Origin of the sequence: Streptomyces sp. Edi4 (assembly GCF_040253615.1) — a bacterium.
In the GTDB taxonomy this organism is placed as follows: domain Bacteria; phylum Actinomycetota; class Actinomycetes; order Streptomycetales; family Streptomycetaceae; genus Streptomyces.
The window spans coordinates 4,844,789-4,858,988 of record NZ_JBEJGY010000004.1 but is presented as its reverse complement, the minus strand read 5'-3'; the positions used below and the strand labels follow the sequence as shown (position 1 = coordinate 4,858,988).

At 69.0% G+C, this 14,200-nt stretch carries 16 protein-coding genes; 3 read left to right on the top strand and 13 right to left on the bottom strand.

Annotated elements, in window-relative coordinates:
* Window positions 1-82: 82 nt before the first annotated feature.
* The 13 genes from ABR738_RS24060 to ABR738_RS24000 all read right to left on the bottom strand — a co-directional run bounded on the left by ABR738_RS24060 (window position 83) and on the right by ABR738_RS24000 (window position 9,837).
* The gene (locus ABR738_RS24060) at window positions 83-1,087 is read right to left on the bottom strand and encodes a hypothetical protein (RefSeq protein WP_350232054.1); all 1,005 of its coding nucleotides are present in this window, start codon (window positions 1,085-1,087) and stop codon (window positions 83-85) included.
* 20 nt (window positions 1,088-1,107) lie between these two features.
* Window positions 1,108-1,770, bottom strand: coding sequence for a hypothetical protein (locus ABR738_RS24055; protein WP_350232053.1), 663 nt, complete (start codon window positions 1,768-1,770; stop codon window positions 1,108-1,110).
* A 53-nt stretch (window positions 1,771-1,823) separates the two neighbouring features.
* Window positions 1,824-2,459 (bottom strand): hypothetical protein, encoded by a 636-nt coding sequence (locus tag ABR738_RS24050; RefSeq protein ID WP_350232052.1) that lies wholly within the window; start codon window positions 2,457-2,459, stop codon window positions 1,824-1,826.
* Window positions 2,460-2,470: 11 nt separating this feature from the next.
* Entirely contained in the window at window positions 2,471-3,148 is a 678-nt protein-coding gene (locus ABR738_RS24045; protein ID WP_350232051.1) for a hypothetical protein, read from the bottom strand.
* Window positions 3,149-3,209: 61 nt separating this feature from the next.
* On the bottom strand, window positions 3,210-3,725 hold the full coding sequence (locus ABR738_RS24040) for a pilus assembly protein TadG-related protein (protein ID WP_350232050.1): 516 nt from the start codon (window positions 3,723-3,725) through the stop codon (window positions 3,210-3,212).
* Window positions 3,722-4,234 (bottom strand): TadE/TadG family type IV pilus assembly protein, encoded by a 513-nt coding sequence (locus tag ABR738_RS24035; protein ID WP_350234706.1) that lies wholly within the window; start codon window positions 4,232-4,234, stop codon window positions 3,722-3,724. The genes ABR738_RS24040 and ABR738_RS24035 overlap by 4 nt, the downstream gene beginning before the upstream one ends.
* Window positions 4,231-4,611, bottom strand: a complete 381-nt coding sequence (locus tag ABR738_RS24030; protein ID WP_388458606.1) for a TadE family protein — start codon at window positions 4,609-4,611, stop codon at window positions 4,231-4,233. Before ABR738_RS24030 ends, ABR738_RS24035 begins: the two co-directional genes overlap by 4 nt.
* 81 nt (window positions 4,612-4,692) lie before the next feature.
* On the bottom strand, window positions 4,693-4,947 hold the full coding sequence (locus tag ABR738_RS24025; protein ID WP_350232048.1) for a hypothetical protein: 255 nt from the start codon (window positions 4,945-4,947) through the stop codon (window positions 4,693-4,695).
* A 40-nt stretch (window positions 4,948-4,987) separates the two neighbouring features.
* Window positions 4,988-5,914 carry a type II secretion system F family protein gene (locus tag ABR738_RS24020; protein ID WP_350232047.1) on the bottom strand — a complete coding sequence of 309 codons (927 nt, stop codon included), beginning with the start codon at window positions 5,912-5,914 and terminating at the stop codon, window positions 4,988-4,990.
* Window positions 5,911-6,894 (bottom strand): type II secretion system F family protein, encoded by a 984-nt coding sequence (locus tag ABR738_RS24015; RefSeq protein WP_350232046.1) that lies wholly within the window; start codon window positions 6,892-6,894, stop codon window positions 5,911-5,913. Before ABR738_RS24015 ends, ABR738_RS24020 begins: the two co-directional genes overlap by 4 nt.
* Before the next feature lie 10 nt (window positions 6,895-6,904).
* Complete coding sequence (locus ABR738_RS24010) at window positions 6,905-8,212, bottom strand: TadA family conjugal transfer-associated ATPase (RefSeq protein ID WP_350232045.1); 1,308 nt, start codon at window positions 8,210-8,212, stop codon at window positions 6,905-6,907.
* Window positions 8,209-9,021 (bottom strand): hypothetical protein, encoded by an 813-nt coding sequence (locus ABR738_RS24005; protein ID WP_350232044.1) that lies wholly within the window; start codon window positions 9,019-9,021, stop codon window positions 8,209-8,211. The genes ABR738_RS24010 and ABR738_RS24005 overlap by 4 nt, the downstream gene beginning before the upstream one ends.
* A gap of 48 nt (window positions 9,022-9,069) precedes the next feature.
* On the bottom strand, window positions 9,070-9,837 hold the full coding sequence (locus ABR738_RS24000) for a hypothetical protein (RefSeq protein ID WP_350234705.1): 768 nt from the start codon (window positions 9,835-9,837) through the stop codon (window positions 9,070-9,072).
* A gap of 834 nt (window positions 9,838-10,671) precedes the next feature.
* Here ABR738_RS24000 and ABR738_RS23995 point away from each other — a divergent pair.
* The 3 genes from ABR738_RS23995 to ABR738_RS23985 all read left to right on the top strand — a co-directional run bounded on the left by ABR738_RS23995 (window position 10,672) and on the right by ABR738_RS23985 (window position 14,128).
* A complete protein-coding gene (locus tag ABR738_RS23995; protein WP_350232043.1) occupies window positions 10,672-12,738 on the top strand; it encodes a hypothetical protein in 2,067 nt (688 codons plus the stop codon).
* 16 nt (window positions 12,739-12,754) lie between these two features.
* Window positions 12,755-13,759, top strand: coding sequence for an NHL repeat-containing protein (locus tag ABR738_RS23990; RefSeq protein ID WP_350232042.1), 1,005 nt, complete (start codon window positions 12,755-12,757; stop codon window positions 13,757-13,759).
* A 132-nt stretch (window positions 13,760-13,891) separates the two neighbouring features.
* On the top strand, window positions 13,892-14,128 hold the full coding sequence (locus tag ABR738_RS23985) for a hypothetical protein (protein ID WP_350232041.1): 237 nt from the start codon (window positions 13,892-13,894) through the stop codon (window positions 14,126-14,128).
* Window positions 14,129-14,200 lie beyond the last annotated feature (72 nt).

Genomic DNA, 14,200 nt, shown 5'->3' with positions numbered 1-14,200 from the left:
TTCCTGAGGGTGAGTACGGGCCCTGCGGGCCGGTCCGGCAACGGGGCCGGGGGCTCGATGGCCCCCAACTCCCCTGAATCTGCTAGCGGTTGATGGACTGGATTTCCTGGACGGTGACGGGTTGGGGCGGGGCGGTGTAAACGCTGTCGGGCAGCGCGCTGCCGTCACCCGTCGAGGCCGACCAACTGATCTTCCAAGTGACGCTGGCCATCAGCCGATACGTGCCGGCCCGCTGGTAGGTGACACCGCAGGACGGCGTTTGTCCGGCCATCCCGGCCGCGAACGGGGTCCCGATGCTGCCGTCGGCATTGATGGGACAGGTCCCCGAGCCCGGGAACATCGTGGCGTCCGGCGACCCCGGGTCGAGATGCAGGGCGACCGGCTTGGCGGTGGCCGTCGCGGTGATGCCGGCCACGGAGGCGGATGCGTGCTTCTCCTTGAAGCCGTTGCCGGGTGTCCAGACCCAGGTCGGCAGATTCACGGTGGACGTGGCACTCGGCGCCATGGTGATCTCGGTGGGCGTCAGCTCGACCGTGCCCGCCGCGGCCTCCCCGAGGACCCGGGGGCTCACGGCCAGGGGCTCCTGCGGCGTCTGGCCGTTGTCCACCCAGAAGGGCGGCTTGTCGCACAGGTTCGCCTCGGGGTCGTTCTCGCGGTCGGGGTTCTTCACCGCCGCCCAGAACATCCCCTTGCCCTCCTTGTCGAGGTTGTAGTCCTTGTACCCGCCGTCCTTCGGGTCCCCGCTCTTGTACTTGCTGTCGTACAGATTGCCGATGAGGTCGCCTATGCCGAAGATCTTGATGTCACGCCATCCCTTGACCATGGCCTCCATCTCCTTCGGCGAGTACGTCGGTTCGTACCAGCAGGCGGGCGGCGTCCAGGTGCCGTCGACCGACTTCAGGTCGCCGGTCGCCTGCGTCCCCTTGCGCTTCGTGTCGCCGGAATACTGCACCTTGGAGACGCCCACGGTCACCTGCTTGCCGTCCGTCGCGGCGCTCGCCGAACCCTGGGCGGCTCCCTTGGGCCCCACCTTTGCCTGGGCCGGGCTTGCCTGGAGGGCGAGGATCGCTCCCACGGCGACCGCCACGGCTGCGCTCCTCCAGTTCCTCACCGCTGACACTTCTTGTCCCCCCGCACCGAAGAGAGTTTGGTGGTCTGCCATACGCCCTTGTCGTTCTTGCGCAACACCAGGGCGTACGAGACGTAGGAATCGCTGTCGGGCGGAGTGACGTCGACCTTGCCGGTCTTACGGTCCTTGGTGAACCCCTTGGTCTCGTCACCGCAGTAGGTGAGCATCGCCGCGCCGTCCTGACGGACGGTCACCTGCCGGTCGAAGTAGTCGATCGTCCCGGTGATCGAGACGTTCTGCTTGGTGATCAGGCCAATCCACTGCATGGCGCCCACCAGGGCGTCGTCCTTGGCGTAGAACGCCACCTTCGGCGCCTTGAGGTCCTGATTGTCAATCGCCTCATCGACGGCACGCACGTACTCCGCGTTGTCCCTGAGCACCGCGTCCTTGACCGGGTCACCGGTCGTTTCCGGGTGGAAGGTCAGAACCTCATCCGCCGGCAGCGTGATCTTCGGCCGGTCGGCGGCGTCCGCGGCCGCCGACGCGGAGGCCGAAGGCGTGGCCGACGCGGACGGCCCGGAGTCCGCGCCCGCGATCTTCTTCGAGTCACCCCCCTTTGTCCCGCCCCCACCGCACCCGGTGAGCAACAGCACGCCCGCGGCCAGGGCAGCCGCGGCCGTCGTGGTTTTGTGGTGACGCATCAAGGGTCCTACCTCCGTGAGAAAAATGGGATGCACCGCGGTCCCGCGCCGCTTCACCGCTGACACTTCGCGTCCCCGCGCACCGAAGTCACCCGGGTGGTCTGCCACACGCCCTGGGTGTTCTCGCGCAACTGGGTCACGTACGAGACGTACGAGTCCCTGTCGGGCGGAGTGACGTTGACTCTGCCTGTCCTGCGGTCCTTGGTGAAGCCCTTGGTCTCGTCACCGCAGTACGTGAGCCGGGCGGTCCCGTCCGTGCCGAGCGTGACCTGACGGTCGAAGAGGCGCGTCGTCCCGGTCACCGTGGTGCCGTCCTTGGCGAACCCGCCGATCCACTGGGCGTCACCGATCAGATTCTGGCCGACCGAGTAGTACGCGACGCTCTTGGACGCCGGGTCCTGCTGGTCGATCGCTTCCTCGATGGCCCGCAGATAGTCCGCGTTGTCGGCGAGAACGGCGTCCTTGACCGGGTCCCCGACCCGTTCCGGCTCGAAGATCAACTCATCTCCCGCAGGCAGCGTCACCTTCGGCCGGTTCGTGGCATCGGCGGGCGCGGGCGCGAACACCGGCGGGGTGGCCGAGGCCGGGGCGGAGGGTCTGTCGTGCGAGGGGGTCGCCTTCTTGGCTTCCCCCGCTCCCCCGCCGCAGCCGGCGAGCACAAGCACACCCGCCGTCGCCAGAACAGTCACGGCCGCAGCTGTCACGCGCACTTGTCGGCTCCAGGTCCCGAGGTCACATCGAAGGACTGCCACACACCGTTGTCGTTCTTCCGCAGTCGCTCGGTGAAGAACGTGTAATCGGACGCCGATCCGGGCACGGACCGGTCCACCTTGCCGGTCCTGCGGTCCTTCGGATAGGTCTGGGTCGCGTCGGCGCAGTAGGTCAGCGTCGCCGTTCCCCCGCCCACCGTGACGTCGCGCCGGTAGTAGCGGGTCGTCCCGACGAAGCTCCGGTTCTCCGCGTAGTAGGACTCGATGTAGTCGGCCACCGCGAGCAGGGCCTTGTCCTTGTTGTAGAACCGCAGGGCCGGCTCGGTGGACGCCCGGTCCCCGGTGATCGCCGTGTCGATGGCTTCGAGGTTGCGCGCGTTGTCCGCCAGGACGGCGTCCTTGACCGGGTCGCCGGTCCGGCCGCCCTCGTACACGTGCCGCACATCCGCGGGCATGACGACCTTCGGCCGGTCCGTCGCGGCCGCCGCAGCGGAGGACGACGGCGTGGAGGATGACGGCGCGGACGACGGGGTCCCGTCGCTCACCCCCGCGCTCTCCTTGGGCGCCGCGTCCTTCGAACCGGCGCCACCGCACCCCGTGAGGACAAGCGCGCCCAGGAGCGTCAGAGTGACGCCGCCCGCCGCGAGCTGGTGATGACGCCTGCGCATCGGGGAAGCGGACCTCCGTCGTCGAGGGGAAGGGTGGGGGAAGTGCGGGGAACAAGCCATCTCAGCCCACCTCGTTCTTGGCCACGGACCGGCCGTGCACCACGACCTCACCGCCGTAGAAAAACCCGGTGAACACGGGCTTGTACGTCAACTGGATCTCCACCTCGACCTGTTGGGCGTTGCCGGCCACGCAGCGGGACGCCGCGATGTCCGCGCCGGAGAGGCCGGACGCCCGGGCGAACGCCTTCACGCGGGCGCCGCAGTTCTCGTAGCGGATGGGCGCCCCGGCGCCGGAGCCGTCGTACAGCGCTTCCTTGTCGATGTCCTGCGCCGCGTAGCGCGCCGCCTGTTCGGCGATGTCCGCGGCGCGCTCCCGCTTGGAGATGGAGAGGCCTCCGTCGATGACGAACGCGGCCAGGCCGAGGAAGAGCAGCGCGAAGATGATGACGGCGGCGGCGCCCGAGCCCCGGTCGTCGAGCCGGTCACGCCGGGCCCGGAACCAGGCGTACGGGAGCCGGGCGTACGAGAACCGGGCGTACGGAACACGGGCCCGGGCGGTGTCGCGCGCTCCGCTCATGCCGTCTTCCTTTTGAACGGGTCGAGCGGGGACGTCGACGTACCGGTCAGAGTCTTCGGGATGTCGAGTCCGAGCATCGAAAGGCCCCGGACGCGGCAGCTGACCTCGACCGTGAAGAAGTCCGCGTCGGTCCAGCCCGCGCTGGTCTGCCGCACGCTCACCGGCCCCGAGCAGACGTCCGCGAGATCGGCGTCGGCCGCTGCCTGGGCCTCGGACAGCGCCACGCCGTGGTCCTTCTGGATGGAGCCGGCCCGCGCCGCGTCCCGCGCCGCGCTGTCCACCGCGCCCCGCCCGTCGACGAGTTGCCCGAACGCCACCAGGACCAGGATGAACAGGATCATCACCGGGGCGAGGATGACCACCTCGATGGTGGAGAGCCCCCGGTCCCGTGCCGCCGCGGTCCGACGGGACACGGCGGCGGCGATCCGGTGGCATGCGGCGTCGAGAATCCGGTGGCGTACGACGACGGTCCGGGCCGCCACGCCGTGTGCCGGCTGCGTGCCCATCAGTTCGCTCCCTCACGTACGAATCGCTCGACCGGCCCCTGCGATCGCGCGTGCACCGTCAGCCGCAGGCCGGGAAAGACGGTCGGCACCTTGGCCGTGATCTCCACGCCCACCGTGTTGGCCTTGGGCTCCACCGCCCGGACGTCGGGGGCGAGCACGAGCCGGGGGCCGAGCTGGGCGATGTAGCTGGACGCCTGGTCCCGTGCCTCGCCTCGCCAGGCGCCGGGCTGTTCGTCGGCCATGGCACGTGCCTTGCGGGCGCCCGCCTGGGCGGCGGCCTGTGCCACGTGGTCCGCGAAGAAGTACAGGCCGAACTGCACGGTCGCGAAGATCATGAAGAACAACACCGGGGTCAGCAGCACGAACTCGATCGCGGTCATGCCGGAGTCGCCGCGGGTGGAGGCTGCCTCCACCCGCCGGCGTACGAGAGCCCGGAGTCTGTCGCGCAAAGTAGCCGCGCCTCAGCAGGTCTTGTCGGCGCTCGCGCCCTTGATGCAGTCGCCGACCTTGGTGGCGCCGCTCTTCAGGGCCTGGTTGATGACCGCGGCGACCACGCCGACGATCGCCACGACGACGGCGGAGATGATGACCCACTCGACCGCGGACGCCCCCCGGTCGAGCTCGCCGGAACGGGCCCGCTGGATGCGGCCCTGAAGGAAGGTGACCAGGAAGTCGACGGCCGGGTGGCTGTTCCTGGGGAACTGCGGGCGGTTCATGACGGTTGGTTTCCTCTCAACGGAAGTGGGGGGCGCGTGCTCAGACCTGGAAGACACGCATGGCGGCGGGGAAGATCAGAAAGACCAGGAAGCCTGCGCAGAGCAGCAACTGGGCGACGAGCATCGACTGGGACTTCTCACCCGCCGCGCCCTCGATCTCGGCCATCTCCCGGTGCCGCATCGTTTCGGCGCGGGACGCCAGGGACTCGCGTACCTTCGCGCCGTCGTCCGCCACCAGGGCGAGCGAGGAGGACAGGTCTTTGAGCTCCTCGACGCCCAGTTCCTCACCGAGCCGCCCGAGGGCGAGCCACTGGCTTGTGCCGGTGATCCTGGCGTCGGCGAGGGTGTTGCGCAGCCGGCGCAGGGCCCATCCGTCGCTGACCTCTGCGGCCGCCATCAGCGCCTCGGGCAGCCCTCGCCCGCCCGCCAGGTTCATCGCCACCAGGTCCAGATAGGCGCCGATGACCCGGCGCAGATCACGGCGCTTGTCCGTGGCGTCCCGGCGGATCTCCAGATCGGGCAGGAAGAAGAAGACCGCTCCGCACACGAGCGCGAGCCAGACCGGGATGATCGGGCTCTTGCTGAAACCGAGTACCGCGACGATGACGAAGAGCAGCGGGCCGAAGACTAGGCCGGCGACGCCGAGCAGCACCTTGGTGGCCAGGAACCGCTCCCAGCTCCGCTCCAGCACGGCCAGATCGGCGCGCATCGAGCGCTGCTCCCAGCCCTGCTTGAGGTACAGCTCCGCGACCCTGGCGCCGATCCCCGCCCGCAGCCCCGCGAGCCCACCCGAGGCCCGTGCCTCGGAGGGCGGGGTGTACACGCTGCCCGACGAGCGCAACGCGTCGATCCGCGCCACCTGCGAGACCGCCGAACGCCTCGTCCGCGTCAGCGCTCTGATCAGGACGTAGACGCCGAGACCCAGAACCGCGCCGATCAGTACCGGCCCGGTGATGATGTCGCTCACCGCGCTCCCTCCCCAGCGGTGACAGGACGCGCGCCGTCCCCGTCCTGGTTCCCGGCCCGGCCCGTGGGGGCGTCGGGGCGCACGAAGCGGGTCTCGGGTTCGCTCCGCACCAGGAAGCGGTCCGGCGTCTCGATCACCGACAGCTTGCGCAGCCACCAGAAACCGAGCGCGAACAGACCGCAGACACAGGCGAGCACGAGCTGGCCGACCGCCGAGTTGTACGGCTCGACGAAGTCACGGTTGAAGACGGAGAGCCCGAGGACGAACGCGATCGACACGCCGACCACGATCTGCACACTGCGCCGGGTGGAGGAGCGCTGCGCCATCACGCGGTGGCGCATGTCGATCTCCTCGCGGGCCGACTTGGCGAGCGCCCCCAGCACCTGGCGCAGGCCGGGGCCGCGCAGCCGCGCGTTGAGGATGAGCGCCGCGACGATGATGTCCGCGGACGCGTCGTCGATCTCGTCGGCGAGCAGTTGCAGCGCGTCGGGCAGCGGCGTGCGGGCCCGCAACCGGTCGACCAGCGCGTCGAGATGGGGTCGAAGCGCGGGTGCGGCGGCCCGGGCCGACGCGGGGATGGCCTGTTCGAGGCCGACCGCGCCGGCGATGGTGTCCCGCAGCGACTCGGTCCAGGCTGCCAGCGCCTCGACCCGCTTCATCGCGGCCTTCTCCTGCGCGGCGCCGCCGAAGAGCCGGTCCCAGAAGAAAACGAGCAGGCCGGTGGCGACACCGGCCACCGTCCACCGGGTGAGCAGCAGCACCAGTAGGGCGACGCCGACGGCCACCGAGCCGCGCTTGCCCACGAACTGCGCCAGTTCACCGACGCGTTCGCGCCGGCGGTCCTGGCCGCCCGGCTTCGCCTCGACGCCGCGGATCGCGACGACGAGCAGGGCGAGCCCGCAGCCGACCGCGAGACCCGCCGCGAGAGCGAAGAGCGTCTGGGCCTCGAAGAGACCGCCCATGGAGGGAATGTTGTTCATGCGGCCCCGCTCACCCCCAGGCCCCGGAAGGCCGGTAGCCGTGCACGGCAAGGTCCTCGACGCAGGAGACGGGGGCGTGCGGAACGACCCGCCCGTCCGGCGTCTCGGCGAAGACCTCGCTGGACAGGACGCGGCCGTCGCAGCCGTTCACCTCGCGGACCGAGGTGACCATGCGCTGAAGACGGCCGCCGCTCTCGTAGTTGTTGCGCCGCTCCACGAACACGACGAAGTTCACCGCGCCCGCGATCAGCATCTGGCTGGCCTCGATGGGCAGCCGCTCGGCCGCCTGGAGGGCGTAGGTGGAAATACGGTTGAAGACCTCGGCGGAGCTGTTGGCGTGGATCGTGGAGAGCGAACCGTCGTTGCCCTGCGACATGGCGTTCAGCATGGTGACGATCTCGTCGCCGAGTACTTCGCCGACGATGACGCGCGAGGGGTTCATACGCAGCGAACGGCGCACCAGGTCCGCCATCGGGATCATGCCGAGCCCTTCGGAGTTGGGCAGCCGCTCCTCGAACGCCACGACATTGGGGTGCAGTTCGGGGAACTGGTCGAGTCCGAGCTCCAGGGCCCGCTCCACCGTGATCAGCCGCTCCTGCTGGGGGATCTCATTGGCGAGCGCCCGCAGCAGCGTGGTCTTTCCCGCGTTCGTCGCGCCCGCGATCATGATGTTCTTGCGGGCGCGGACCGCACAGGCCAAGAAGTGCGCGACCTCCGGCGTGAGCGTGCCGTTGCCCACCAGGTCCGCCATGAAGACCTTGCCCATGCGGGCCCGGCGGATGGACAGGGCGGGCCGGCGGGCGACCTCCATGACGGCCGACAGACGCGAACCGTCCGGCAGCCGCAGGTCCAGCTGCGGGTTGGCCGAGTCGAAGGGGCGCGAGGAGAGACCGGAGTAGGCACCGAGCACCTGAATGAGCTCGATCAGTTCCTCGTCGGTCTCGGCGACCGGGTCCGCCCGGGCCTCGCGGCCGTCCGCGTACCCGACGAAGACCTGGTCGCAGCCGTTGATGTCGATGTTCTCGACCTCGGGGTCATCGAGCAGCGGCTGGAGCCGGCCCACGCCGAAGAGCGCGGCGTGCACGGCGGCGGCGTACTGCTCCTCGGTCTCCGCGTCGAGTGGAGTACGCCCGGAGTTGATCTCCGTACGGGCGTACTCCTCCAGTATCTGGGCGATGACGGCGCGCGCGTACTGGCGCTCGTCCTCGCTGGACATGGCGGCGACGCCGCGCACCTGGTCGAGGCGTCGCTGTTCGGCGATCCGGTCGCCGGCCTCCTGGCGGAACCGTTTGACCAGCGCGTGGTCGACCACGCTCATCGGGCCGCCCCGGCCCAGGCGGCGCCGAACTGCTGGTAGAGGTCGGTTGAGACCTTCCGCGCGCTGCGGATGAGCAGGGACTTGTCGAGGCGCCCGCGGCCGCGGCCGGCGAGCAGGGCGGCGCCCGAGGGGTCGTGTGCGAGGGTGCCGACGACGCGTGCCCCCACCTGGCCGGCCACCAGCATGTCGTTGACCTGGTGGGCGAGTTTGACGGACGCACCGGCATCGGCGATGAGGATCACGCCGATGAACGGCGTCGCGAGCGCGTTGCCGCGCGGGCCCCCGTGCAGATGGGTGGAGAGCGCCGCGGCCCGGTCCCGTACGCGGGCCAGATGTTCGGGCTCGGTACGCGAGACGAGCAGAGCCAGCGCGGCGTGCGGCAGCAGGTCGAGGGCGGGCGAGCCCCCGCTGATCCGGCCGATGTCGGCGATGACGTCGGCCGGGGCGTGCGGGGACTCCCCGAGCGAGGCGAAAGCCCGGCCGAGCGTGGGCCAGCTGCCGGCGAGGCCCGCGGCCTGCTCGGCGGTGCCGAGCCCGACGAGCAGTTCGAGGCCGCCGGCCATCGGCTGGGCGTGGTCCCACAGCTGGTCGGCGGCGAGCCCGCGACGGGCGGCCGCGGCCAGCGAGAGCAGCCCGGTGTTCGGGTTGAGGGGACCGCCGTGGGTGGCCGTGCAGCGGTACACCAGATCACCGCCGGCCGGGTCCGTCTCGGCGAGCAGCACGCGACGGGGCCATACGGCGGCCACGGCGAGCGCCGCGGTGGTGACACCGGGAGAGCCCTTGTCGGATGCGAGTGCGATGAGCGCCATGTCTTCCGCGTCTTCTGTCTTGGCCGGATCGCCGCGTCGCCGCGCGACTCAGCCGTTGCCCGCGACGCGCACGACGGCGACCTCGCCGGCGGACGCGGCCTGGGCGAGGGCGGCGGCGTCGGCGGTGTTCACGGTCAGGGTGAGCGCGAGGTTGCCGCTGCCGAAGGACTTGTCCTGGGCGGCGGTGTCGCTGACCACGGCACGCTGGACCAGCGGTGAACCGCCGCCGGTGGAACCGGAGTTGGCGGCGCCACCGGACGTCCCCTTGCCCGAACCACTGGAACCACTGGAACCACTCGAAGCACTGGACCCGCCCGACCCGGCGGAGTTGCCGACGCGGTAGACGGCGACCGTCTCGCCGTCCTTGAGGTTGGTCGGGTACTGGCCTTCCTTGAGCGAGACACCGACTGCGGCCTGACCGGCCTGGAGGCCCCCGTCCGGCGCGAACATCTGGCCCACGAGGACGGAGCCCGCGTAGAGGTTGGACTTGGCCCGAAGCTTGGTCAGGGCGTTGTACTGGCTGGGCGAGATGTAGTCGACGCCGTTGTCGGCGGCCACCATCACGGTGGTGAGCTGGCCCTTGGACACGGAGTGCCCGGCGGCGACATCGCCCTTGAGCTTGTAGACCTCGACCCGGTCGCCGGCCCGCAGCACCAGAACGGTCGCCCCGAGGGCGCCGATCAGGATGAGCAGAACAGCGAGCGCCGCGAGGGCGGGCTTGCGTTCGCGCGGCGGCGCCGGAAGCCGCTCGCCGACCCCCTGGCCGGGCGCCGCCCCCCGGTGCGTCCCCGCCCCGCCGCGCTCCTGGACCTTCACGTCGCTTCTCCCCGTGGTCATTCTTTTGCGACAGCGTCGAGTTGAACAAAATCGGCCATACCCCGCAGGGGACCGATACGAGCCACTTCAGGCCATTACGACTTGAACCGGTCCGGCCGCCCCGGCCCTTCGAGCCGTTCGCGGAGCCGTGACCACACTGTCAGATCACATGATCGCACCGTAGCAGCAGCCCATAGTCACCTCAAGGCGAGTTAAAGATCGCGAACATCGCACGCCCCATCAACACCGCCACAACCCGGACGGAAAGGCCCTCCCATGACCGCGCCGCCGTGACCTGTTATCACTATGCAACCTACGAGACCGGGCGCGACGTCCGGCCCCGTGACCAGCGCCCACGCCGCCTGCGCCGGCCGCCGAGCCCGTCCGCCGCCGGCCCCGGGAGCGGCCCGAAGGGCACGGCCCTGTTCAGCGGCCCCGCACCCCACGCACCCCGCCCAACCGGGCATATCCGGCCAACGCGAACGCGGCGACCGGATGCCACCACCCTCGGCGCCGACCGCCTTTCTGTCCTGAGTACCCGTACTCATTCGTCGGTCTTGCGGACGCCTCGGCCACGACAAGGTCAAGGATCAACGTTCGTTTGCCAAAGGAAGCGGAGTAAATCCCCTCACACCGTACGATCGCGGGCCGTTGCCCGCCGGGCGGACGCCGGGCCGCACCGCATATCGTGGAACAGGCCGAAGGTCCACGGGGCGTCAGGGGGCATCGCGCGCGGCGAGTCAGGGAGCCCGACACGGCCGGCATCGCCCGCCAAAGCCGCGTCCCGGGACGTCGTGCCGCCGTAACAACAGCGAAGTGAAAGGCATTGTCCTCATGGGGGATTACGTCGGCGTCGATCCGGTGCGGGTACGCAAACTCGCGGACCGCCTCCAGGACTTGGAGGGCGCGCTGTCCAAACACGGGGCGCTGATCCGGAAGAACTTCACGTCCTGGGAAAGCGGCCTCGACCTGTCCCTGCTCGGCCAGCAGACGCAGGCCGTGGGCGACGACGCCCGCAGCATGTCCAAGCGCGCCGATCTGGCTCGCAGCCTGCTCCTCGAAGGCGACGCCTCCGGCCTCTGCACGCCGGACGGGAACATCATCAACATCCCGTGGGACATGACGGACGTCAACGCCCAGAGCGCCAAGGAGGCCAAGCAGGAGGCCGCCACGCTCAAGAAGGCGCTGGACAACCCCAAGGACGCGAGCTCCCGCGAGGACATCGAGGCCATCGCCCGCTCCCTCGCCGACCACCAGGACGACCCCACCTACCTGGCCGCTTTCGCCAACGCGGGCGGTGTCGTCGACGCGGCCCGCGTCCCCCGCGCGCTGCACGAGGAGGACGGAACGCACGGCGGCGACGTCCTCAGCAAGGACTCGCAGAACGTCGTCGCCCAGTACGCCACGGGCATCAACCGCATCTTCACCCTCCAGACCGCAGGCAAGATCCCCCCGAACCCCGAGTACGCGAAGGCCCTCACCAACCCGCCCGGCGACGACATGTGGTCCGTCGGCATGCTCTTCAAATACGGGCCCAAGGGCGACGCGTGGGACACGGACGTGCTGACCAAGGTCGGCGGGGCGATGCTGGACTGGCGCAAGGCCCATCCGATGCGACCGAGGTATTTCAAGGGTCAGGTCACCATGGCCGGCTACACGGGAGCCGCGTTCGTGGATCCCAAACACGCTTGGTACGACTCGATCGGACTGTCGGGCAGCCCCAATAACGAGAACTTTTTCGACGCACAGAAGCGCGTCGCGGCCATCGAAGCCAACGACCCGACTCTGGCCGTCATCAACCGTCTCGGAGAGAACGCGGATGCCTCGCGGCACCTGCTGGGGAACAACGATTCCGGGAAGCGCTTCGCCGAGGAACTGGTCGACTTCCGGTGGCAGACGCCCGGATCGATGTCGGACGACGATTCGGACGGCGTGCGCCGGGTGCTCACACTTGCGGCAACCGATCAGACGCCGGGGCACATCGACGAGTCCGGGATGGCTGCCGCCAATGTCATTGCCGCAGCGGCGAAGCAGAAGGACCTCTTCGACGCACGCTCGGGCAGCGACAAGGAGGAATACCCGAAGTTCCCCAATGGCACCGCTGTCGCTCTGGCCGGCATCACGGCGACCTGGGCCGACGACCTGGGGGGCACCGGGATGTCCACCGAGGGCGGCACCGCTGGCTACTCCACCAGATATCACTCCCTGATCGGCAACAACGCGGACACGGTCAAAGTCATGCGGCTGTTCGCCAAGGACAACCCGGGCGCGGCGGCGATGTTCGACGTGGCGCTGCACGAGAAGGTCTCGGAGGCCGCCGCAAGCAAGGACCCGAAAAAGGCACTGACCGCCATCGGCAATACCGCGGGAATGCTCACGAAGGCGAAGGTGAAGGAGAGCTACACCGAGGCACAGCAGATCGACGAGGAGCACAAGACCAACAAGATCATCCTCGACACCGCAGGAACCTTGTTCGGCTTTTTGCCCGCCCCCAACCTCGGCGAAGCCGCGTCGAAGATCAGCCAGAAGATTGCCGAGAAGAGCCTCAAGTACTCCCAGAACCTGGCGGTCATCGGAAGGACGATCGTCGCTCCCCAGACGGACCCCTTTTCTACGGACAATGCTGGGAAGCAAGAAGCACTGAACGTGGACAGCGCAAAGGATCAGAAGGTTGCCTTCACCTCTTCGATTGCCCAGGGATTGATCAGGTCGGGCGCGGTTCCTCCGCCCACGGGAGCATCCTGGTACGACCCACAGACAGGAACCGTCGCCGCTAATGCCATCAAAGACACCGACTTCCAGGGCTGGTGGAATCGTCTGCCGTCTTCAGCGGGCAACGATTACCAGGGCGCCTTCTATGGAGGCTTCGACCACGCCGAGGTGTCGCCTGATGGTAAATAAGAATCACACTCGGGGAATGCTCGCGGCCGCCATGGCCGGTGCGCTCGCGCTGTTCTTGGGTTCCTGTTCGGCCGACAAGACCGAGAACGGCCCCAAAATTCCCGTGGCAGAGCCCGGAAAGGTGGCCAGTTTCGCGCTGAGCGACGTGAGCACGGAGTACGACCTGAACCGCGCCTCCTCCATCACCAGCGGCCATGTCGCCTCGGACGGGAAGGGGAATGTGTTTCTGGCCGACGGCTTCAAAAGCCCTGACATGCCCATTCTGCGCATGACATCGGACGGCAGAGTCACCCAGTTCGCGAAGGTGGCGACGCGCAGCGCCGACTCCGGATTCGCCGTCGCCCCGGACGGCTCCCTGGTGACCGGCGGACGCGACGGGCTCTCGCGGGTCCGTCCCGGCGGCGCCGCGACCCCCCTCCCGTCTACGCACACGTTCACCCGTCCCGAGCCGATCGGGGTACGACCGGACGGCGCTGTCATCGTCACCGACAACTACAGCGTGTGGTCCGTCAAGGACGGCAAGGCGGACGAGATCTTCGCCTTCCCTACCGAGCGAGGACTATCGCGCGGAACCGTGACGGCGAATGGAACGGTCTACGCGACCAACGGCCTGGTCTCTGGCCTTCACGTGCTCGCTCCGGGCCGCCCACCGTCGGCCGTGACGGTGCACGGCAGCCTGCCGGGGGCCTCCACGCCACTTTCCGACATGGCGTTCGAGGGCATGACCCCGGCTGGTGACGGCGGTCTTTATGCGCGCGTGCTGAGGGATCCGCAGAAGGGCCCCGCCGATTTCGTGTACCTCGTGCACATCGACCCTTCCGGCGGCCTGACCGCCATGGCACGAGGTTTCGGCAAGGCCAAGTCCTGCTCGGCGGGGCAGCAGTACCCCGCGCTGGACAACCCGTGCCAACTGCCCTGGTTCCTCGCGCGCAGCGGCGACCAACTGCTTGCTCTGGGTTCTGTGGTGGACCTGGAACACGTGCCGCCGCCGGCTCTCGCGATCCGGGCCACCTACAAGTGAGCGACCGGCCGTCGGCCGCGCATGGATTGCCGGAGAGCGGGATGACGCCAGCGAACCCTGCCAACAGTCAACAAGGGAAATGAAATGGGCATACCGCAGGAAGACCGCCTGGATTACAACTGCCGTAAGGACATGAACGCCATAGAGACCGCCGTGGGCGAGATCCGCACGGCCATCAGGAACGTCGAGTCCATGATGCCGAAGACGTGGATAGGCAAGAAGGCCGACAATTGGCGCACCGACCACGACGGCCGCATGAAACGGCTGAAGACGCTCTTCGACTCGTTCCCGGCCGAGGAGAACCGGTTGGTGGAGAAAGCCCGTCAGGACCAGTCGAAGATGGACCAGAAGATGCACGGCGGAGGCTGAACTTCCCTTCTGTTCCGGCCCCCGAGCGTGGACTGCGACCCGGTCCACGCCTCCGAGGGGAAGATCACGTCA